Below are 22642 nucleotides of genomic sequence, written 5' to 3'. Positions count from 1 at the left end.
TCATTATAGTATCAATTTTCTATGTATTTATAACATAATTTTATAATTATCCTTTTTTCTACAACAAACCTTTTTATGAAACACATATAATATTTTAAAATTATTTTATCCTTTAAAGTACAAAGTTTAACTTTGCAAAAGATGGAAGAAAATTATTTAGAAAAACTGAACGAACCACAGCGTTTAGCTGTTGAAGCAACCGAAGGTCCTGTAATGGTAATTGCTGGTGCTGGTTCTGGTAAAACAAGAGTTTTAACCTATCGAATTGCTCATTTATTAAATAAAGGAGTTGATGCTTTCAATATCTTATCCTTAACTTTTACCAACAAAGCTGCCCGAGAAATGAAAGAACGTATCGGATATGTTGTTGGGGAATCTAATGCAAAAGCACTTTGGATGGGAACTTTTCACTCTGTGTTCGCTCGTATTCTTCGTGTTGAAGCTCCACTTTTGGGTTATCCATCCGATTTTACAATCTATGATCAACAAGATGCAGTTTCGGTAATGACAAAGATTATTAACGAAATGCATTTGGATAAAGATATTTATAAACCAAAACAAGTTTTAGGACGAATTTCTCAATATAAAAATAATTTGATTACAGTTCGTGCTTACCATAATAATCAAGCTTTAATCGAAGCCGATAACGAAGCAATGCGACCAAGAATGGGTGATATTTATAGAGCTTATGTTGATCGTTGTTTCAAATCAGGTGCAATGGATTTTGATGATTTATTGTTGCGTACAAATGAAATTCTTACACGTTTCCCTGAGGTTTTAGCAAAATATCAAGAACGTTTCAAATATATTATGGTAGATGAGTACCAAGATACCAATCATTCGCAATATCTAATTGTAAAAGCTTTGGCTTCTCGTTATGAGAACCTTTGTGTTGTTGGTGATGATGCACAATCTATCTATGCTTTCCGTGGAGCAAATATTCGAAATATATTATCCTTCAAATCAGATTATCCTGATGCGAAATTATATCCGTTGGAACAAAATTACCGTTCAACACAGATGATTGTAGAGGCTGCGAATCAAATTATTAAGCAAAATCAAGATCAATTAGAAAAAAATGTTTGGACAGCAAATGAAACTGGCGAAAAAATAGCGATTTATCGTGGACTTTCTGATGCGGATGAAGCACGTTATATTGCAACTCAAATTTGGGAAAGACAGATGAATGAACATCTTCAGCCCAAAGATTTTGCTATTTTATACCGAACAAATGCACAATCTCGTGCTTTGGAAGAAGCGCTGAGAAAAAGAGGAATTCAATACCGTGTTTTTGGTGGAACATCTTTTTATCAACGAAAAGAGATCAAAGACATGGTTGGTTATATGCGATTATTGATTAATCCAAATGATGAGGAAGCTTTATTAAGAACAATCAATTATCCTGCTCGTGGAATTGGTCAAACTACTATTTCTAAACTTTTAGTTGCAGCAGATCAGCATCAAATAAGTTTATTTTCTTTGATTGAAAATATCGAAATGTATGCACCAACAATTGGAATAAATGCAGGAACAGCAACAAAATTGAACAATTTTGTCTTGATGATTAAACGTTTCCAAGTGATGCTAAAATCACACGATGTTTACGAAGTAACAATGGAAATGGCCAAAACAACTCAATTATTGAATGCTCTCAAAGAAGATTCTACTCCAGAAGGTGTTTCGCGCTTGGAAAATGTACAAGAATTGTTAAACTCAATTCAAGGTTATGTAGAAGAGCAACAACAATTAGATGAAGGAGATGCTTCCTTAGGAGGTTTCTTAGAAAATATTGCATTAGCAACCGATGCTGATAATGAGGAAGATGACGATAACAAAGTTAATCTAATGACCGTTCACTTAGCAAAAGGTTTAGAGTTTCCTGTTGTATTTATTGCAGGTTTAGAAGAAAATCTTTTTCCTTCTATGATGAGTGTTAATACTCGTGCAGAATTAGAAGAAGAACGTCGTTTATTTTACGTTGCTTTAACTCGTGCCGAAAAAATAGCTTATATGACTTATTCAGTTTCGCGTTTTCGTTGGGGAAAAATTATCGATTGTGAACCTTCTCGTTTTTTAGAAGAAATAGATGATGATTTCTTAGAATGGAAAAATCTAAATATTTCTGTAAGAGCATCTAACAATAGTGGATTATCTGCAGATTTATTTGGAGACGAACCTACTCCACAACAATATCAACAAAGAGAAAAATCAGTTGCAAGACCTAATCCAAGAGCTCGTGTAGAGCCAGCTCAACCAAAGGCAAATTTCAAACCTGTTAATCAAACGAAAAGCAATTCTTCGGCTGCAGCAAATGCTCAAGGTTTACAAATTGGACAAGTCGTTGTTCATGATCGTTTTGGTCGAGGAATTGTAAAAGATTTACAAGGAGAACCGAGCGACATGAAAGCTATTATTCATTTCGATAATGCTGGAGAAAAGAAATTATTATTAAATTTTGCAAAACTAAAGATCATTCGATCGTAATATAAAACACAAAAAGGCTACATGAATCATGTAGCCTTTTTTATTTATTAACAATGAGTTAAATATAATATCCTAAATTAAAACTTTAATAAGTAACTAATAAATCATTTTACCTTAAGAGTCTATTTTGTTCATATGAATTGAAGAAAAAAGATATAATAAACATCATATATTAATATTTTTTTAGCATTTTAGCATTACAAAGAATCACAAAAAACAAATTTTATACTCAAATGGATGATATCATAAATGCTATAAGCAGCTATGTCTGGTCATATGCTTTAATTGGACTTTGCGCTTTAACAGGAATTTACTTCTCTATTCGCACTGGATTTTTACAAATCGTTTACTTCAAAGATATGCTTCGTTTACTATTTAGTGGTAAAAAATCAGACAAAGGAATTAGTCCTTTTCAAGCCTTTTCTTTAGCTATATCTGGTCGTGTTGGAACAGGAAATATTATTGGTGTTGCTACGGCTATAGCAATGGGAGGACCTGGAGCTATTTTTTGGATGTGGTTTATCGCTTTTTTAGGTAGTGCATCAGCTTTTATAGAATCAGCCTTAGGACAAGTTTATAAGCAAGAGATTGATGGAGAATATCGAGGTGGTCCTTCTTATTATATCGAAAAAGGATTGGGAATTAAATGGTATGCAGTTTTGTTTGCAATCATCACAATTATAAGTTGCGGATTATTACTACCAGGAGTTCAATCTAACAGTATTTCATCAGCATTAAACAACGCATTTGATATTCCTATTTATAACTTTATCGGAATCCCAATTAATATTATTGGATTTGTAATTATTGGGTTATTGGCTTTGATTATTTTCGGAGGAGTAAAACGTTTAGGACAAGCTTCGGAATTTATTGTTCCTTTTATGGCAGGTGCATACATTTTGATGGCAATCATTATCATCGGAATGAACATTCATCAAGTTCCTTCAATTTTAAAATTGATAATTTCATCAGCATTCAATCAAGAATCATTGTATAGCGGTGTTTTTGGATCTGCAATTGCTTGGGGAATAAAACGGGGAGTTTATTCTAATGAAGCTGGGCAAGGAACTGCACCTCACGCAGCAGCAGCAGCGGAAGTAAATCATCCAGCACAACAAGGTTTGGTTCAAGCTTTTTCTGTTTACATTGATACCTTTTTTGTTTGTACAGCAACAGCATTTATGATTCTATTTACAGGAAAATATAATGTGAATCATCCTGAAAAAGCAGGAAGTTTCATCACTCAAAATCTTCCAGGAGTAGATTATACAGGTTTCACACAAGCTGCAGTTTCAAATCATTTTCCTTCATTTGGAAATAGTTTTATTGCTATTGCATTGTTTTTCTTTGCGTTCACAACGATTATGGCTTATTATTACTATGCTGAAACAAATATTACCTACATCTTCAAAAAAGGAAATAGAAAAGTTTATGTATGGATTTTGCGCGTTTGTTTTCTTTGCGCTACTTATTATGGAACAATAAAAACTGCTGAAACAGCTTGGGCAATTGGTGATATTGGTGTAGGTTTAATGGCTTGGGTAAATATTATTGCTATTTTATTATTAAGTGGAGTTGGACTTAAGGTTTGGAAAGACTACAAAGAAAAACGTAAAAAAGGAATTAAAAACCCTGATTTCAATCCTACAGAAATTGGAATAAAAAATGCTACTTTTTGGGAAAACAAAAATAAATAACAATAAAAAAACCATTTCTATCCGAAATGGTTTTTTTTATTATTATTGAAACACAAGTATTAACCTTGAATAAATTCTAAATTCGCTATTAATTTCACTTTATCAGAAACAACTAATCCTCCTGCTTCTGTTACTTGGCTCCATCCTAATCCAAAATCTTTACGATTAATTTCTCCTGAGAATTCAAAACCAGCTCTTTTATTTCCCCATGGATCAGTAATAACTCCACCAAAATCAGCCTCTAATGTAACTGCTTTTTTCTCTCCACGAATTTCTAACGTACCTTCAATTTTTCCGTCTTTAATACCTGAAGTGCTTTCAAATTTTAATTCTGGAAATTGATCAGCTGCAAAGAAATCAGCAGATTTTAAGTGTGTATCACGGTCGTTATTTTTTGTATTAATAGAAGCTGTCAATGCTTTAAACTCGAATTTTGCGTCAGAAAATTGGTCGTCATTAGTCTCTATAGTTGCATTAAACTCATCGAAATTTCCAGTTACTGTAGAAATTACCATGTGTTTTACTTTAAATTGAACTTCTGAGTGAGAAGGATCTAAATTCCATTTTGTTGCCATAATATTTTGTTTTTATTTGTTACTTAAATCGTTAATTTATCCTATTTTGAATGATAACATTCCTAATGAACCATAAATTAGCTTATCATTAAAAAGTGTTATTTCCTCTTCTTTTCCTTGTAATGCTAATGCATATACTGAAGGTAAATAATGTTCCATTGATGGAATAGCAAGATTAAATGCATTCCCTTTCTCGACAAATTTGAACAATTCGTCGTGATGACCAGATTGCACAATGTTTTTGAAACTATCATTTACTTCATAAGCCCAATCGTATCCAGCATTTGGTTCATTCCAATTTAACGCTCTTAAATTATGAACAACATTTCCGCTTCCTACAATCAAAACTCCTTTATAACGCAAAGCATTTAATTCTTTAGCTAATTCATAATGTTCTTTTGGTGTTTTAAGAACATCTAAACTCAACTCTATCATTGGGACATCTGCATTTGGATAAAGAAATTTGATTACGCTCCAAGAACCATGATCAAATCCCCACATTTTATCCAAATCAATTGATGTTGTTTTAATTAAATCTTTTATTTCATTTGCTAATTCTGGACTTCCTAAAGCGGGATATTCAAAATCGAATAAAGCTTGAGGAAAACCATAAAAATCGTGAATTGTTTTGGGTTGTTCTAAAGCTGTAACTTTAGTTCCTTTCGTTTCCCAATGTGCGGAAATACAAATAATCGCATTTGGTTTAGGAATCGTTTTTCCAATATTTCTCCAACCTTCAACAAAAATATTTTCTTCGATTGCATTCATCGGAGAACCATGTCCTAAAAATAAAACGGGCATTTTTTCTGTTGTAGAAAAAGTTGAAGTTATTGATTTTAACGTGTTGAAATTCACTGTTTTTAAACTTATATTTTTTATCTAAAAAAAACTTAATTAGTATTGATAATTGAAAACTCTAGATTTGATTTTAACTTACAATAATTATCTATTCTTTAGATTAAATTTTCTATGTTTTAATTTTCACTAATTAATAGAACAAATTTAGTTTAGAGATGGAATAGATTTCATTGATATAAGTTAAGAAATAACAAAACTTGAATTTTATGTAAAAGAACAATTAGATTCTAATCAATTTATATTCCAAAAAGACAAGATTTCGAAATAGTTAACAATAAAAAAACCACTTCAAGAGAAGTGGTTTTTCTTATATTATTTTACTGGACTAAAATACCAATAGGTAGATGTCTTTTTATTTTCTATTTCTAGATATTCCGGAAAGGCTTGTGGAAGTAAATGTAATTCCTCCGATTTTTTTAAATCTGTTAAGATTTGTCTCAAAGGATAACCTTTTTTACGATCATGAGGGAAGTAACCTTTTTCAATCAAGAAAGGCATCATGTTTTTTGTTTTCACACGTTCAAGATTATTTTCTACTAAATAATCCTGAATATCTTCACTCATTTTTTTAACCACTTCGCGGTCAACTTTAATATATTCGTTTTTCTTCATATAATTTTACCAATTACCATTCATGTGAGTCAAAATCATAGGTCCTTCAGAAGTTACTAAAACTGTATGTTCATGTTGAGCAAATACGCCAGGTTCATTTCCTATCATTGTCCAACCATCAGCTTGTTCAATAGCTTCGTAAGAATTTTCTGAGATAAAAGTTTCTAAAGCAATTACAGAATTTTTGCGAAAACGTCGTTTATCATCTGGATCTCTAAAGTTCAACAAATCTAAAGGTTCTTCGTGCAAAGAACGCCCTACTCCATGTCCTGTTAAATTTTCGATTACATGATAATGATGTTTTTTTGCTTCTTTTTCTATAATTCCACCAATATCTGCAATTTTAACACCAGATTTTACTGCTGCTATAGCTTTTTGAAGAGCGGAAATCGAAGCATCAACAATTTTTTGATAACCATTTACATCTTCTCCAACGACAATAGAACCGCCATTATCTGCCCAAAAACCTCCTAATTCTCCTGAAACATCAATATTAATAACATCTCCGTCTTTCAGAATTTTATCAGCTCTTGGAATTCCGTGACAAATTTCTTCATTCACGCTTAAGCAAGTATAACCAGGAAATTGATACGTCTCAAAAGGAGCAGATTTACAACCAAATTTGTGCATAATGGTTGCGCCAAAATCGTCCAATTCTTTTGTTGACATTCCAGGTTTTACATAATCTTTCATTTCTTTAAGAGTAACGGCTACAGCTTCGCTGACTTTTTTCATTCCGATTAGCTCTTCTTCTGTCTCTATAATCATTGCTTAAATTCTATTGATTTCTATTTTCGAAATCATTTGCAAATTTACGTGTATTTGTAACGATTATTCGTTTATTTTAATAGAAATTCGTGATTATTCTATTTAGAACTATTTGAATCAATTATTATCATAAAAAAATCCGTCAATTTGACGGATTTTATTTTATATATCTTTAAGGATTAATCAGCATCGTAGATTAATACTTTTTTTGCTAACTTATTCGGTCCATTCAAAAACTCGATGTGTTGTGGATGTTTTTGATAAGTTTCAAATTCTTCCATTGTTTTGAAAGCTACAAACAAAGAAAATGAATATGAAGCATCAATTACATCTCTTTCTATATTTGCTGGAGTTCCGACATGAAAAAATGCAGAAGACGCAATTTGTTCTAAATCTTTCAATGCTTGATGAAATGTATTTACTTCTTCTTGCGTAACATCATCTTTTAGCCAAAATAATACGTGGTGTGCTAACATAAAATTCTATTTTTAGTATGCGATTTGCATTTTTACTTTTTTATTTTTTACTTTTTGTCCATTCAATTTTTTTAAAATTTCAGGAACTTTTTTGCGATTAATAGCAACATAAGAAGTTGTATCTTTTACTTCTATAATACCAACATCGTTTTTCTCTAATCCTCCTTTTTTAAATAAAAATCCTACAATATCAACTTTGTTTACTTTATCTTTTTTTCCTGCAGAAATATAGATTGTTTGAAAAGGAGTTCGTTCTGGAATTTTATATGTTCCGCCTAGATTTTCGACAGCTAAGTTTTCGTTTATAAAAGGAAAATGTTCTTCATTACTAATGATTAAATACACAAAACCTTTCGCATTCATACGCGCTGTACGCCCATTTCTATGGATAAAAGCAGCTTCTTTTGCTGGCAATTGATAATGGATGATAGAATCTACTTCTGGAATATCTAAACCGCGTGCAGCTAAATCTGTTGTGATTAAAACTCGAACCGAATCATTGCGGAATTTTAATAAAGCACGTTCTCGTTCATCTTGTTCCATTCCTCCATGAAAGCTTTCGCGCGCAATTCCTTTTTCATGCAATAAATTGCTAATGCGATCAACAGCATCACGGTGATTACAGAAAATCAACATTCGTTTGTTTCCAATTTTACAAATCAAATTGAATAAAGTATCCAATTTTTCTTCTGAAATGGTATTAACCACTTTCATATGTAAATCTGGTTTTACTTCGATTTGTTTTAAATAACTGACAATTTTTTCATCATTCAAACCAACAAATTCCGGAATATTGTCCATTTCTGTAGCAGAAGTTAAGATACGTTGTTTTAAATCAGAAAGTTGTTCTACAATAAAACTCATATCTTCCTGAAAACCTAATTCTAAAGCTTTATCAAATTCGTCTAAAACTAAAGTTTTAACAGTTGAAGGATCAAAATTTTCGTTTCGTAAATGATAAGCAATTCGACCTGGAGTACCAATTAAAACAGCTGGAGCTTCTAGTAAATTATTTTGCTCAACTTTTGTATTGTGTCCACCATAACAACATGTTACTTTATAATCAGATTTCATTGATTTGAAAACTGTTTCGATCTGTAAAGCTAATTCTCGCGCGGGAACTAAGATTAAGGCTTGAACACCTTTTGCTTCTGAATCTAAATCTCTTAAAACAGGAAATAAAAAAGCTAATGTTTTACCAGAACCTGTTGGTGATAATAGAATTAAATCTCGTTGGTTTTCGGACATTTTGAATGCTGAACGTTGCATAGCATTCATATCTTTAATCCCTAAATTTTTATAAAGTAAATCGATTTGCATAATGCAAAAATAGTGACAATTCAATAATAATTGAACAACATCTTAAAATTAATCCTCATGTTCTTCATATCCTTCCATTGTCAATTCTATATTAATAAATTGAACAATTACTTCGCAAATATCATTTTGATCATCAAAACCAAAATAAACAGGATAAGCACCATCTCCAAAACCACTCTGAATCATTGGAATGCTTAAATCTGTATCGGGAATATCGAATCGAATCCAATCTCCTCCTTCTCGTTGAAAAGATGGATTATTTTGATAATTTTTCTTAAATAAATCGGCTAAATAATCATCATAAATATTTCCATCTGGATTTTCTTGTTGCCACTTTTCTTCAAAGTTGGCATAAGCATCTCGCGTAGCAACATCTACAATTGTAGCCAAACCTGCATCCACTCCAAAACCGAAATATTCGCCTTCTTCTAACTCTTCCAATTTCTCATTTCCAAGCAATGCTTCTTTGTGGAAAATTGCTTTTGTTTCTTTTGTTTTCAATCTGAAACCTACATAACGATAATGATCTTCTTCGAACTGAACAACTAAAACTGTAAGTGGAAAAGAACCTTTTGGAATTGTTTCTAAATATGGTTCTTCGCTTTTTTGGAGATAAACCAAAGGATCGCGAACCAGAATTTCGCCAGTTGGAAAAGTATAATTCCCTACATCTAAATGAAATAATTTTTTATCACAAATTTCATCAGCAGTAAAATAATTATTCAAATCATTTTGTGGTTGTAAAAATTTTTTTTTGTCTTCGTATAGTTTTAACCATTCTTTGGTTGGTTGAATATTTTTCATGTTTTTTCTTTAAAATAAAATTAATTATCAATTAGAAGAAAATGCCTTATTTGATGTTAAATTAGCTTTATAATCTTCCATAAATTCATCAAAAAGATTCATTATTTCGAAATGATTTTTATCTAACGTATTGGCATCAAATGAAACTATTGCTCCATACATTTTTTTCCAAAACTTCATACGAGCTTGTAAAAATTTGTTTGATTCGTTATTGATAAAATCATCTCCATCAATAATTTTTATATTAATAACAAGTTGCCGAGGTAATTTTAATTCTTCAATTTCTAGGATTTTTCCCCATTCTATATAATTCAAAGAATCGGAAGGTTTGTACACAATTCCTTTTTTATCTATCAATAAAATTAATTGTTTTTTCATTAACTTTTTGATTGATATAATGATTAATAATATACTAGGAATGAATAATATTCCGCTTAATATTTTTGCAGTTTGTGGAGAACTAACCTGATTTGCATTAAAAAATAAATAGATAGAACCGCCTAAAAATAAGAGACTACCAAATAATAATCCCCAATTGCTGGTTTGTTTTGCGTAAACTTTAACTGAATTCAACTGATTTCGTTTTTTACAAAAATATTGATTTTATTCTTAATTTAAGGTTATAAAAAAAGAGCCTCAAAATTTGAGACTCTTTTTCTGATTAACCATATATTTCTTGGTATTGTTTTTTGTATTTTTCTAAAATTATTTTTCTTTTAAACTTTAGAGTTGGTGTTAATTCTCCACCTTCAACTGTTAATTCATTTGGAATAATCGCAATTTTTTTGATTTGTTCCCAATGTCCAAAATTAGAGTTGAATAAACTTACTTCTTGCTCTAGTTTCTTTTTTACACGATCACTTTTCTGAAATTCATCGTGCGGAAGATCTAGAATTTCTGGAGCATTTGTGCTTGCCCATTTTTTTAGATTAATATAATTAGGAACCACAAAAGCAGCAGGAAACTTCTCTCCTTCTCCTACAACCATTAATTGTTCTATAAATGGAGATTCTACCATTTTCATTTCAATTTGTTGTGGAACAATATATTTTCCTCCAGAAGTTTTGAACATTTCCTTTTTACGATCAACAATCTTCAAGAATTTATGATCAACCCATTCTCCAATATCACCTGTATATAACCAACCATCTTTTATTTCTTCGGCAGTTTTTTCTGGTAAATTATGATATCCCATCATTACAATATCACCTTTTACTAGAATTTCTCCATCTTCGGCTAATTTTACTTCAACTCCTTTCAATGGAGGACCAACAGTTCCGATTTTTTTTCCTCTACGAAAACAATTTACAGCAATTACAGGAGAAGCTTCTGTTAAACCATAACCTTCATAAATTGGAATTTCGGCAGCTAAAAAGACACGAACTATTCGTTGTTGAATAGAAGCACTTCCAGTTACAATCGCTTTCAATTCACCACCAAGTCCTTCGTACCATTTGTGTAAAACTAATTTTCTTGCAATTGCTAATTTCAAATTATAAAGTGCAGAACGTTTATCGTCTTCTAGTACAAATTGATCACCAACTTTTACAGCCCAATCAAAAATAGATTTTTTAAAACCTGATAATTGCGCTCCAGTTTGCATGATTTTTTCATAAACTTTCTCTATTACTCGAGGAACAGCGGTAATCATATGTGGTTTAATTTCCTTTAGATTTTCGCCAATTTTATCCATTGATTCGGCAAAATAAATTGAAATTCCCATATATACATATAAATATTGAATCGTTCTTTCGTATGCATGACAAGCTGGAAGGAATGTTAAAGCACGATCGTAAGGATCTAGCGGAGTAGAATATTCGCAAGCCACAACATCTGCGATAATATTTTTATGAGATAACATAACACCTTTCGGATTTCCTGTTGTTCCTGAAGTATAAATCAGAAAAGCTAAATCTTCGTGTTTTACATTTTTCGCACGTTTATCGATTTCTTCTTTCGGAATTGATTTTCCTTTTTCAATTAAAACATTCCAATTTTCTGTATTTTCATATTCATCAATTGAATATAATTGTTCTAACGAAGGTAATTTTGTTTTCAGTTGATCGATGCGTGCATACAAATCAATATTACTTGTGAAACACAATTTTATATCCGAATCGCTAAAAATATATTCGTAATCATTGTCAGAAATATTAGGATAAATCGCTACAACAACAGCTCCAATCTGTTGTATTGCATAATCGATCATATTCCATTCGACACGATTTTCTGATATTAATCCTACTTTTTCACCTGGTTGAACTCCACAAGCAAGCAATCCTTTTGAGATTGAATCTACATGTTCTAAAAAAGTTGTGGTTTTCATCGGTTTCCATTCTCCATTTTGTTTTGATACAAACATGGATAAATCGGGAAACTTTTCCAGCTGACGTTTTGGTAAATCAAAAATTCTGGTTGCTTCCATAGCGCGCTTATATTTTTGTAATTTTAGTAAAGAATTCGCCGAAAGTAACGTAAATTGATGAAAATTTCAAATATTTTTATCTTTTTGAGCTAAATTGAAAATAATAATCCCTTTAATTTTATAAAATTAAAGGGATTATAGGATATATTTTATTGATAGATTTCGTTGATCTGATTTTTATATTTTTCTGTAATAATTTTACGTTTCATTTTTAATGTTGGCGTTAATTCTCCAGATTCTATCGTAAATTCATACGGAAGTAAATAGAACTTTTTGATTTTTTCCCAATTCCCAAAATTGACATTTAGTTGGCCAACTTCATTTCCAATTAATTCATAAATTTTTGGATGTGTTAAGAATTCTTCTTTTGTTAAATTAATCAATGAAGATTCATTTGTTTTTGCCCAATCTATACAATTTTCGTAAGAAGGAATAATTAATGCTGCTGGAAATTTTCGTCCTTCGCCAACTACCATTATTTGTTCGATGTAATTGGATTCTGAAAGAATTTTTTCAATCTGTTGTGGTACAATATATTTCCCTCCAGAAGTTTTGAACATTTCTTTTTTACGATCAATAATTTTTAAGAATTTATCATCAACCCATTCTCCAATATCGCCTGTATATAACCAGCCATCTTTCAGAACCTCAGCCGTAGCTTCAGGATTTTTGTAATATCCTTGCATGATATTTTTTCCTTTTGCTAGAATTTCTCCATCTTCGGCTAATTTTATTTCAATATCAATCAAAGGAATTCCTACAGTTCCTATTTTCATTCCGCGTTTCACACAATTTACAGACAAACAAGGTCCGGCTTCTGTTAAACCATAACCTTCATAAATTGGAATTCCCGCAGCTAAATATAATTTTAATAAACGCGTTTGCAAAGTTGCGCTTCCGGAAGCAATTCCTTTTATATTGCCGCCAAGCGCTGCTTTCCATTTAGAAAAGATTAATTTACGTGCAATTTTTAATTGAATTTTGTACCAAGTAGAAAGTTTTGATTCATCTAAATCATATTTTTCTCCTAAAGAAATTGACCAAAAGAAGAGCGCTCTTTTAATACCTGTTAACTGTTCTCCATTCGCCATTATTTTATCATAAACTTTCTCTAAAACACGAGGAACTGCCGAAAAAATATGTGGTTTTATTTCTTTCATATCTTGTCCAATCGTATCCATTGATTGAGCATAATAGATTGATAAACCCATTTTGATATAAACGTAATGAAAAACGCGCTCGTAAGCATGGCAAGCAGGCAAAAATGACAAAGCTTTCTCGTATGCTTTTACAGGAAAAGAATATTCTGAACTGTTAACATCAGCCAATAAATTTTCGTGAGAAAGCATTACTCCTTTCGGATTTCCTGTTGTTCCTGAAGTATAAATTAAAGTAGCTAAATCCGTTGGTTTTACATGATCCATTTTAGCTTGTAAAACCTCATCAGAAAAAGAAATTCCTTTCGAAATTAATTCAATCCAATTTGGTGTATGCGGATAAGTATTGAATGTATAAACTTGCTCAAGATTAGGAATTCGATCTTTAATTCCTAATAATCGTTGATATAAACTATGATTGCTAACAAAACAAAGTTTGATTTCGGCATCATTTAGAATAAATTCGTAATCATTATCTGAAATATTGGGATAAATTGCCACAACAACAGCACCAACTTGTTGAATTGCAAAATCGACTAAATTCCATTCCAAACGATTTTCGCTTATCAACGCAATTTTATCATTTGGCTGAACACCATTTGCAATCAAACCTTTCGAAATACTATTTACTCGATTAATAAAATCTATTGTCGAAATTCCCTTCCATTCTTCTTTTTCTTTGTGATAAAAAATAGAAATATTAGGTGTATTTTTTTCTTGAAATCGAGGTAAATCGAATATTCTTTGTGGTTGTTTCATATTCTTGAAATAAGGATACAAATTTCTATTAATTCTTTCTACTTTTGAAATTATTTCGTCATTCTTTTCTGAAATAAATTAAGTTTATTATCAATAAAAATCATTTTATTTTTTTGCAATAATTATAGTATACTCTCTTTCAACTTTTTCGCCAGCTTTACTCATTACATTTTCTGAAAAGGTTTTTGTATTCTCAATTGAAAATTTAGCTGATTTTAACAATTTTATAACTTCGTCTTCTGTATACAAATTGAATCCAAATTGTGTAAAAGGCAAAGTTTCCATAAAATCTTTCTTAGCAAAAGTAAGCGCAAATTTTCCATCAAATTTTAAAACGCGATAAATTTCACGCAGAAAAAGTTCAGGATTTTTCCAGAAATAAATTGTATTAACTGTAAAAATTTTATCGAATCTTTTTTCATAAAAATGAATTCTTTCGTCCATAATCATTTCAAATCTAATATTTGCATTCAAATAATCAGAATTGTTCATTATAGCACTATTTTTCATTGCTTGAGAAAGTTCTAAACCAATATATTCTAAATCATTTGCTTGTTCTAAAACATAAGGTAAATGCTTACAATTTCCGTGACCTAATTCAAGAATTTGATCTTTATCTTGTAATTTCAAATAATCAATTGTTTTCTTCGTCATTCCAAAATTACTTTCATTCATTTCATCTCCAATTGCAATCCCTTCGTCTCCATCTGGACAACTTAGTTGTTTCGCAAGCTCCTGTAATTCAGTTATATTTTTCATTAATTGTATTTATATAGAATAATTCTAAATTAATAAATTATATTTAGTAATGCTGTGATTTAAATCATTTAAAAATTAGAAGTTATCTTTGAAAAATAGTAGACTATATGAGAGATATTATACAAGTTCAAGACGAAGATGATTTCAAGCTATTTTGTTTGGAATGTGTTGAAGATATTGAAGAACAAAAAGATTCGCAATTATTGGAATTTTTGGAACATTTGGCGCGTGAATTTCAGCTAACTAATGTGTATAAAACAACAGATAGTTTTGAAGGTTTCGAAGAAAGTATTGCCAATCTTCTTTATCACGATAAATATTTTAGAGATTATAAAATCATCTATTTAGTTTTTGAAGGCGAAGGAAATCAAATTCAAATTGATGATTATTACTACAGTTTGGAAGAAGTTGCTGAAATTTTTCAAGGAAAGTTAACTGATAAGATTGTTCATTTTGCGAATACAATGAATCTTGATTTGGAAGATGAAAGTTTCCAATATTTTATAGATGTTACAGGCGCAAAAGCATTATCTGGTTATGTAAATCCTTCTCCGATATTGAGTACGATTCTAGATCAATATTACTTTTGTTTAGCAAAAGAAATTGATGACGAAGAAGAACTTGTACATGCTCTATTTGATAAACATGCGAATATTGCACTGAAATTAGGATTTAGATTATATCACTAAAAAACGCTCTATAAAGAGCGTTTTTAATTTATTCTTTATTAATCGATTTAATATAAAGGTTGACCATTTTCATCAGTTGTTAAAACTTCGGTCATATAATCTAGAAAAGGTTGAAGAATTTGAATTGATTTGGCAACTTTTTGTGGAAAGTCTTTTGCTAAAACTTCTTCATCAGTAAAATTTTTGATAAATAGATATTGCTTTTTACGCAATAGTTCAATTCGTTCATGATCTTTAGAAAAACCTTTTGGTGCGGATTTTACCTCATCTCCTTGCATTTTACCAAATTCTTTTTGAATCGTTTTCGATTGAAGGATCTTTGCCAATTCATCAGAATATTCTATATCTTTTCTAATACGAAGTAAATCATCGCGTTCTGGTCCCCAAAAACCAACTCCTATAAAACTATTGTTTGGTTGAATATGAAAATAATATCCTCCTCTATTTTGTGGCTTTTTGCGTCCTGTTTGAGCAGAAAAATAAATCTTATAAGGTGTTTTATCTTGTGAAAAACGAACATCTCTGTAGATTCTATAAATCTTTAGCGGTTCTAATTCTTCTTTTTTACTTAATTCTTGATAAATCGCAGTAAAAATTGAATCTGCTTCTGCTTTTGCTTTATCAAATTCAAGTTTATGTTCAGTAAACCATTCTCGGTTATTATTTTTTTCTAATTGTTTTAGAAATTTATTGATTTGTGACATTATTTATTTTTTAGGTTGCTGAATTATACTTTATAATTCGCTTCATTTATTAAAATTTTGATTAACTAATTTAATCAAAAAAAGCTATTTCCTTTTTATGAGTTTCATAAAATAATTGAAACTTAATAACATTAAATTTATCTAATAGAAAATAATATAATTTATCGCCATTGAATACAAAACTTACTTAAATTTATCCGATTGTAAAATTGATAATCACATGAAAAAATTTACACAAAAAGCAACTCTACTCAGCCTTATTTTTATCAGTGGAATAAGTTATGCGCAAGATGCAAAAACAGATTCTGCTTATGTTAGGGATAATTATATAAAAACCGAACAATTAATCCCAATGCGAGATGGAACGAAATTGTTTACGGCTATTTATATTCCGAAAGATCAATCGAAAAAATATCCAGTTTTACTTAATAGAACACCTTATACGGTTGCACCTTATGGAGCAAATGAATATAAAAAATCGCTCGGAAATTTCCCTGCAGAAATGCGCGAAGGTTTTATTTTCGTTTATCAAGATGTAAGAGGAAAATGGATGAGCGAAGGCGAATTTGAAGATGTTCGTCCAATTAACAAATCGAAAAATAAGATAGCAATTGACGAAAGTACAGATACATATGATACGTTGGAATGGTTGCTAAAGAATTTAAAAAACTATAATCAAAGAGCTGGTATTTATGGTACTTCTTATCCTGGCTTTTATTCGACGATGAGTTTAGTAAATTCGCATCCAACTTTAAAAGCGGTTTCTCCACAAGCTCCAGTAACGAATTGGTTTTTGGGTGACGATTTTCATCATAATGGTGTTTTGTTTTTGAATGATTCTTTCAAGTTTATGTCATCTTTTGGTGTAAAACGTCCAGAACCTATTACACCTGATAAAGGACCAAAATCATTAGAATATTCTATTAAAGATAATTACAGATTTTATTTAGAAGGTGGATCTGTAAAGGAATTGAAGGATAAATACTTTCAAGATAATATCAAATTTTACAATGATTTATTTGCTCATCCTGATTATGATCAATTTTGGCAAGAAAGAAATGTATTGCCACATCTTACGAATATAAAACCTGCTGTGATGACAGTTGGAGGTTTCTTTGATGCAGAAGATGTTTATGGAACTTTTGAAACCTATAAAGCAATTGAAAAACAAAATCCGAATAGTACAAATATTTTAGTTGTCGGACCTTGGTTTCATGGAGGTTGGACACGTTCTAAAGGAGATGCCTTTGGTGATATGCAATTTCATTCGCCAACAGCAGAATATTATCAACATAAAATTGAGTTGCCTTTTTTTAATTATTATTTAAAAGATAAAGGTAATTTCAACCCTGCAGAAGCTCAAATCTTTATTACAGGTTCTAACGAATGGAAACAATTTGATACTTGGCCTCCAAAAAATGTAACCAAACAAAGAATGTATTTACAGTCAAATGGAAAAATAGCATTTCAACAAACAAATAGCATTTCTTTCGACGAATATGTAGCCGATCCTAATCATCCTGTTCCTTATCAAGGAGGAGTTTTGGAGACTCGTTCTAGAGAATATATGGTCGATGATCAACGATTTGCTTCAACTCGTCCTGATGTTATGGTTTATCAATCTGATATTTTAACAGAAGACATGACAATTACTGGCCCAATTATCAATCATTTATTAGTTTCAACAACAGGAACAGATGCAGATTATATTGTAAAATTAATTGATGTTTTTCCTGAAGATACACCAAAATATAATGGAAAATTGATTGCTGGATACCAAAATTTGATACGTGCTGAAATTATGCGAGGAAAATATCGTAATAGTTTTGAAAAGCCAGAAGCAATGGTTCCAAATCAGAAAACAGATGTAACCTATACAATGCCAGATGTTGGACATACTTTTAAGAAAGGGCACCGTATTATGATTCAAGTTCAGAATTCATGGTTTCCTCTAGCAGATCGTAATCCACAACAATATATGAATGTTTACGAAGCAACTTCAAAAGATTTCTCAAAACAAACACAACGCATTTATCACGATTCTTATATCGAGGTACCTGTTTTAAAATAATAGAAAAATCCAACAAATATTTGTTGGATTTTTTTGTTGGATTCTATCAACTACTATTCAAGAACTGCTGAAACCAAAACTTTTTCAAAACTAAATGAAACACTTATAGGACAAGTTTCCTCTGCTTCTTTCGCTATTTTTTGAAATTCTTCATTTGTGATCGAAGGAATTTTTGCTGTTAAGCTTAATTCTGAACGTACAACTTTTCCTCCTTCAAAAACAATTTTACATTCTGTTTCTAATTTTTCTGCTGTATAACCAGCTTCACCTAATAAACCAGATGTTTTCATTGTAAAACAACCAGCATGAGCTGCTGCCAAAAGTTCTTCGGGATTTGTTCCAATTCCTTCTTCGAAACGACTTTTGTATGAATATTGCGTATTGTCTAATACAGAACTCTGCGTAGTTAAAGTTCCAGATCCTTCTGTTACCGAACCATTCCAAACTGCTTTTGCACTTCTTTTCATTTTAAATATTTTTTTAGATTGTTTCTTTTAAAGTTAAATATTATGAATCTGTTAGACGAATTAATTCAAGACTTTAAGATTAATTTTAACAAAAATCAGATTAACCTTTCCATACATTGTTTACTTAAAATTTACAATGAAAGTTCTCTTCCGCTTATTTCCTAAAATGTTACTTTTCCTATTTTACCTTTATTTCCGACTAAAATCACATATTTTTTATCTGGAGAAACTGTACAGGTATTGTAACTATCTTTTGTAAGATTTGTCCAATTATGTCCGCCATCTTTTGAATAATCTACACCAGAATAACCACAAACCAAAACTTGCTCTTTCGAAATAATGGTTACACCAGATTTATATCCTGTTGGATATTTCCACGAATCTTGAAAAGCGATCTTTCCATTTACAATCTTGAATTTGTAAAAATTATTAGCCGAATCGTCAGGCTTTGTAAAATCTCCACCGACTAAATAACCTACATTATTCGTTGCATCATAGCTCATTCCATTAATACCAGAAGAAGAACTTTTTGTTTTCTCTAATGCATACATTTGTCCACCTTTTGGTGTATAGTAATATAAATTAGATAATTCTCCTCCAGTTACAATCAAGGTTTGTTTGACATCAACATACAAATTACTTCCGCTGGATGCAAAGAAAGCTTCTTTCGGATTTTTTAATCGTAATGGTTGATTAAGAAAAGATTTTGCAACTTCCCATTTCGTAGGATCCGTAATGGTAGATGTTAGTACAAATGGCTTATCAGGCGACATGGGATCTCCTAAAACTGTTATTTTCTTCGAGATTTTGTCCACATAAATTGCGTCTAGAAAGATTCCTTTTTCATTATTTTCATAGACTTTATTCCACGATTTCCCACCATCTTTGGTTTGTAAAATATAAGCAGGAGCATCAATTCCTAAGGCTAGGTAATTGTCTTTTCCCAAAACTTCTATATCTCTAAAATCTCTGTTTTCGACTACTTTTGGATTAACCCAACTAAATGTTTTTCCGCCATCTGTAGTTTTTCCTATTGTATTCTTCGAACCAGAAACGACAAACGTTTTTGCATCTTGAAAAGCTAAACCTCTGTAACTAACAGAAGAATTTTCTTCATTGATTACTTGATAGAATTGCGCAAAAGATAAACTCGATAATAACAGGCAGATATATCTCATATTTATATAAAATTATAGATTCAACATTTTATATAAAACTATTTTATATCGGCGAATCAACCAAATATTTTTTATGTTTGTGCTTTAGTTAAATACAAATGAAACGATATACATTTTCAACATTACTTTTAAGTCTTACTTTAACGTGTTTTAATCCAATCAATAAGACTGTCTACGGACAAAATACTTCGAAGAATATTTCCAAAAGTATACAGATTAGCGAAAAAACGTTAAATGACATTCTTGAAAAGAATAGAGCTGATTACAAAGAAGGAAAAGTGGCCGATTATATTCCTGAACTTGGAAAAATGCAAGCCGATAAAATTGCCTTTTCTGTTGTAGATGAAAAAGGTAAAGTAATAAACGTTGGCGATGTTAATCAAAAATTTACCATTCAAAGTATCTCTAAAATTATTGCGTTGATGGTTGCAGTTTCTGAAAAAGGTGAGGAAAATGTATTTTCTAAAATGGGATATTACGGTACAGATAGACCTTTTAATCATTTCGGGAATCTTGAAACAACAGGAAAACCACTCAATCCGATGATGAATGCAGGTGCGATATTAACAACTTCTATTATTGAAGGTGAAGGCGAAATTCCTTTTATCAAAATCCTTGAGATGGTTCGTTACATTACCAAAAATGACTCGATTGATTACAACAAGTCCGTTTATCATTCTGAGAGAGAAACTGGTCATCGAAACAGAGGAATGTTTTATATTATGAAAAACAGTGGATTGATAGAAGGTAACGAAGACAAGCTAGACAACTATTTCAAGCAATGTTCTATTGAAGTTACAGCAGAAGATTTGGCTAAAATTGGTTATTTCTTTGCACACCAATGCACACGTTTCGATGGAGATACAACTTACAAAAATTCAGAAATTGCTCAATTAATTCAATCACAAATGTTAACTGCTGGTATGTACGAGTTTAGTGGCGAATATTCTCGTAACGTTGGATTGCCAAGTAAATCTGGTGTTGGTGGTGGAATTACTGTTGCAGTGCCAAACAAAATTGGTATTGGTGTTTTCAGTCCTTCATTAGACGATCACGGAAACTCTGTTGCAGGTTATCACATGATTTTAGACTTAGTAAAACAATACAACCTAAGTTTATTTCAATAAGATGCTATCCGTTAAGAATTCGAACAGCAAACAGCAAAAGTAACATCACTTGCAACTGTTAGATAAATCGCTTAATCGGCATCTTTATCTTACGATATTTGTTGTTATCTTTAGAACAAAGAAAACTCACTATGAATTATAAATTATTAAAAAATATTGCACTCGGAATAGGATTCTCAGTTTCGAGTTTAGTTTCGGCACAGACATACACCTTAAAATTCAAAACGAATTACGGTAAATTTGATGTGATGTTGTACGATTTCACACCCAAACATAGAGATTTAATCTTGAGTCAAATCAACAAAGGAACCTACACAAATGCCCAATTCAATCGTGTTGTAAAGGACTTTGTTATACAAGGAGGCGAATTGGACGACCCTATTTTGGCACGCGAAGCCCAGCATCCAGAGGAGAAACCTATACGATTAGCACCAGAATTCAACCCGAAAGCTTTTCATAAAATGGGCGCTCTAGGAGCTGGTAGAGACAGTAATGTTGAGAAAGCATCGTACTATAATCAAATTTATTTTGTGGTTGGTAAAAAGATTACAGCCCAAGAGTTAGATGATTTAGAAGCAAAAAAAGGAATAAAATACACAGAAGAACAACGTGCCGAATACTTAAAGAATGGAGGTCAACCACGTTTAGATCACGATTTTACAGTGTTTGGCGAAATCACAAAAGGCTTAAACAACGCCATAAAGATTAGTGAAGTAGAAACCAACAAAGAGCTGCCTCTGCAACCTGTTGTCTTTTCTATAAAAGTAAAGAAGAAGAAAACACCTGCAAAATACAATAAGATGAGTGTTTCTTTGGGCGGATCTGCAGTTGCATTCTAGTGCTTCTCGAGAAATAAAATACGCATCTATCAAAAGATGCAACAGTATATTTATTAAAAATGAAAGAGATGTCTTGGCGGACATCTCTTTTATTTTATAAAATTCCCATTAGTTCCACTTCGAATATCATCATAGAATATGGACCTAATTCTTTCGATATTTCGCGGTCTTTGTAACCAAGTTCCGGCTTAACAACAAATCTAAACTTGCTCCCTACAGGCATTAATTGCACACCTTCTGCCCAACCTTTTATTACGTTTTCCAATGGGAAAGCCGCAGGTTTCTTACGCAAAACCGAGCTATCAAACACTTCTCCATTTATATTTGTTCCGTGATAATGACACAAAACAGTATCGGACATCGTTGGTTTTACACCCTCGCCCATCGTCATTACCTCGTACAGCAATCCACTTTCGGTCTCGGTAACGCCTTCTTTCAACTTATATTCTTCACGAAAAGCTAAGCCTTCGGTCTTATTCTTTTCCGCTAATTCTTGTTTACGTTTAAGTAATAATTCTGCTACTCCCATGCTGCAAATTTAAACTGAATATTTTGAATTGACGAACAATAAAACGATAATCCATTACCAAGCTAAATACCTTTCAGATGAAACCTCCGCAGCACTTATATAACTCTTAAGCAAGAGTTAAGCAACTCTTAAGCAAGAGTTAGGCAACTCCTAAGCAAGAGTTAGGCAACTCCTAAGCAGGAGTTAAGTAATAACTAATTATGAATACTATAAATAGATACTGAATAGTATTATAAACCTCATTATCAGCCAGATGATTATACCTTGTAAAACAAATAATCCTTGCTTAGTTATCAGGAACTAGACAAGGATTATTGATGTATTTTCTTATGATGAATGAATCA

The 22642-nt window shown here is 31.3% G+C and carries 21 protein-coding genes; 6 read left to right on the top strand and 15 right to left on the bottom strand.

Translation table 11 applies throughout. The features are described 5' to 3' along the window. Positions 1-141 precede the first annotated feature (141 nt). On the top strand, positions 142-2484 hold the full coding sequence (locus ACMHJW_RS03325) for an ATP-dependent helicase (RefSeq protein WP_413532001.1): 2343 nt from the start codon (positions 142-144) through the stop codon (positions 2482-2484). A gap of 233 nt (positions 2485-2717) precedes the next feature. Beyond that, entirely contained in the window at positions 2718-4181 is a 1464-nt protein-coding gene (locus ACMHJW_RS03320; protein ID WP_413532000.1) for an alanine/glycine:cation symporter family protein, read from the top strand. A gap of 59 nt (positions 4182-4240) precedes the next feature. Here the strand turns inward: ACMHJW_RS03320 and ACMHJW_RS03315 are convergent, their stop codons facing one another. The 11 genes from ACMHJW_RS03315 to ACMHJW_RS03265 form a co-directional block, all read right to left on the bottom strand. Further along, positions 4241-4756, bottom strand: a complete 516-nt coding sequence (locus ACMHJW_RS03315) for a YceI family protein (RefSeq protein WP_413531999.1) — start codon at positions 4754-4756, stop codon at positions 4241-4243. Between the two features lie 36 nt (positions 4757-4792). Beyond that, on the bottom strand, positions 4793-5611 hold the full coding sequence (gene ygiD, locus ACMHJW_RS03310) for a 4,5-DOPA dioxygenase extradiol (RefSeq protein WP_413531998.1): 819 nt from the start codon (positions 5609-5611) through the stop codon (positions 4793-4795). A 315-nt stretch (positions 5612-5926) separates the two neighbouring features. Next, complete coding sequence (locus ACMHJW_RS03305) at positions 5927-6226, bottom strand: hypothetical protein (RefSeq protein WP_413531997.1); 300 nt, start codon at positions 6224-6226, stop codon at positions 5927-5929. Between the two features lie 6 nt (positions 6227-6232). Further along, positions 6233-6994, bottom strand: a complete 762-nt coding sequence (gene map, locus ACMHJW_RS03300) for a type I methionyl aminopeptidase (protein WP_413531996.1) — start codon at positions 6992-6994, stop codon at positions 6233-6235. A gap of 179 nt (positions 6995-7173) precedes the next feature. After that, a complete protein-coding gene (locus ACMHJW_RS03295) occupies positions 7174-7470 on the bottom strand; it encodes a Dabb family protein (protein ID WP_413531995.1) in 297 nt (98 codons plus the stop codon). A gap of 12 nt (positions 7471-7482) precedes the next feature. Beyond that, a complete protein-coding gene (locus ACMHJW_RS03290) occupies positions 7483-8790 on the bottom strand; it encodes a DEAD/DEAH box helicase (protein WP_413531994.1) in 1308 nt (435 codons plus the stop codon). Between the two features lie 48 nt (positions 8791-8838). Then, positions 8839-9594 (bottom strand): DUF4241 domain-containing protein, encoded by a 756-nt coding sequence (locus ACMHJW_RS03285; RefSeq protein WP_413531993.1) that lies wholly within the window; start codon positions 9592-9594, stop codon positions 8839-8841. Between the two features lie 27 nt (positions 9595-9621). Next, complete coding sequence (locus ACMHJW_RS03280) at positions 9622-10167, bottom strand: STM3941 family protein (protein ID WP_413531992.1); 546 nt, start codon at positions 10165-10167, stop codon at positions 9622-9624. An 88-nt stretch (positions 10168-10255) separates the two neighbouring features. Beyond that, entirely contained in the window at positions 10256-12019 is a 1764-nt protein-coding gene (locus ACMHJW_RS03275) for an AMP-dependent synthetase/ligase (RefSeq protein ID WP_413531991.1), read from the bottom strand. 149 nt (positions 12020-12168) lie between these two features. Further along, the gene (locus ACMHJW_RS03270; protein ID WP_413531990.1) at positions 12169-13935 is read right to left on the bottom strand and encodes an AMP-dependent synthetase/ligase; all 1767 of its coding nucleotides are present in this window, start codon (positions 13933-13935) and stop codon (positions 12169-12171) included. 105 nt (positions 13936-14040) lie between these two features. After that, positions 14041-14694 carry a class I SAM-dependent methyltransferase gene (locus ACMHJW_RS03265; protein ID WP_413531989.1) on the bottom strand — a complete coding sequence of 218 codons (654 nt, stop codon included), beginning with the start codon at positions 14692-14694 and terminating at the stop codon, positions 14041-14043. A 107-nt stretch (positions 14695-14801) separates the two neighbouring features. On the opposite strand from ACMHJW_RS03265, the gene ACMHJW_RS03260 reads away from it, so the two are divergent. Next, positions 14802-15383 carry a DUF6642 family protein gene (locus ACMHJW_RS03260; protein ID WP_413531988.1) on the top strand — a complete coding sequence of 194 codons (582 nt, stop codon included), beginning with the start codon at positions 14802-14804 and terminating at the stop codon, positions 15381-15383. A gap of 47 nt (positions 15384-15430) precedes the next feature. On the opposite strand, the gene ACMHJW_RS03255 is transcribed toward ACMHJW_RS03260, so the two are convergent. Next, positions 15431-16087, bottom strand: a complete 657-nt coding sequence (locus tag ACMHJW_RS03255) for a DUF2461 domain-containing protein (RefSeq protein WP_413531987.1) — start codon at positions 16085-16087, stop codon at positions 15431-15433. 220 nt (positions 16088-16307) lie between these two features. On the opposite strand from ACMHJW_RS03255, the gene ACMHJW_RS03250 reads away from it, so the two are divergent. Next, positions 16308-18158, top strand: a complete 1851-nt coding sequence (locus tag ACMHJW_RS03250) for a CocE/NonD family hydrolase (RefSeq protein WP_413531986.1) — start codon at positions 16308-16310, stop codon at positions 18156-18158. Positions 18159-18211: 53 nt separating this feature from the next. On the opposite strand, the gene ACMHJW_RS03245 is transcribed toward ACMHJW_RS03250, so the two are convergent. Both ACMHJW_RS03245 and ACMHJW_RS03240 read right to left on the bottom strand, forming a co-directional pair. Next, positions 18212-18625 carry an OsmC family peroxiredoxin gene (locus ACMHJW_RS03245; protein ID WP_413531985.1) on the bottom strand — a complete coding sequence of 138 codons (414 nt, stop codon included), beginning with the start codon at positions 18623-18625 and terminating at the stop codon, positions 18212-18214. A 161-nt stretch (positions 18626-18786) separates the two neighbouring features. After that, complete coding sequence (locus ACMHJW_RS03240) at positions 18787-19803, bottom strand: WD40/YVTN/BNR-like repeat-containing protein (RefSeq protein WP_413531984.1); 1017 nt, start codon at positions 19801-19803, stop codon at positions 18787-18789. A 98-nt stretch (positions 19804-19901) separates the two neighbouring features. Here ACMHJW_RS03240 and glsA point away from each other — a divergent pair, with 98 nt between their 5' ends. Together glsA and ACMHJW_RS03230 are read left to right on the top strand one after the other, a co-directional pair. Then, positions 19902-20930 (top strand): glutaminase A, encoded by a 1029-nt coding sequence (gene glsA / locus ACMHJW_RS03235; protein ID WP_413531983.1) that lies wholly within the window; start codon positions 19902-19904, stop codon positions 20928-20930. Between the two features lie 131 nt (positions 20931-21061). Further along, positions 21062-21769 (top strand): peptidylprolyl isomerase, encoded by a 708-nt coding sequence (locus tag ACMHJW_RS03230; RefSeq protein WP_413531982.1) that lies wholly within the window; start codon positions 21062-21064, stop codon positions 21767-21769. A gap of 94 nt (positions 21770-21863) precedes the next feature. Here ACMHJW_RS03230 and ACMHJW_RS03225 read toward each other — a convergent pair whose 3' ends face one another. Next, a complete protein-coding gene (locus tag ACMHJW_RS03225; RefSeq protein ID WP_413531981.1) occupies positions 21864-22298 on the bottom strand; it encodes an FKBP-type peptidyl-prolyl cis-trans isomerase in 435 nt (144 codons plus the stop codon). Between the last annotated feature and the right edge of the window lie 344 nt (positions 22299-22642).

The sequence above is a fragment of the Empedobacter brevis genome (assembly GCF_965118635.1).
Classification (GTDB): Bacteria; Bacteroidota; Bacteroidia; order Flavobacteriales; family Weeksellaceae; genus Empedobacter; species Empedobacter brevis_A.
This window is presented reverse-complemented; position numbering and strand designations above follow the sequence as displayed.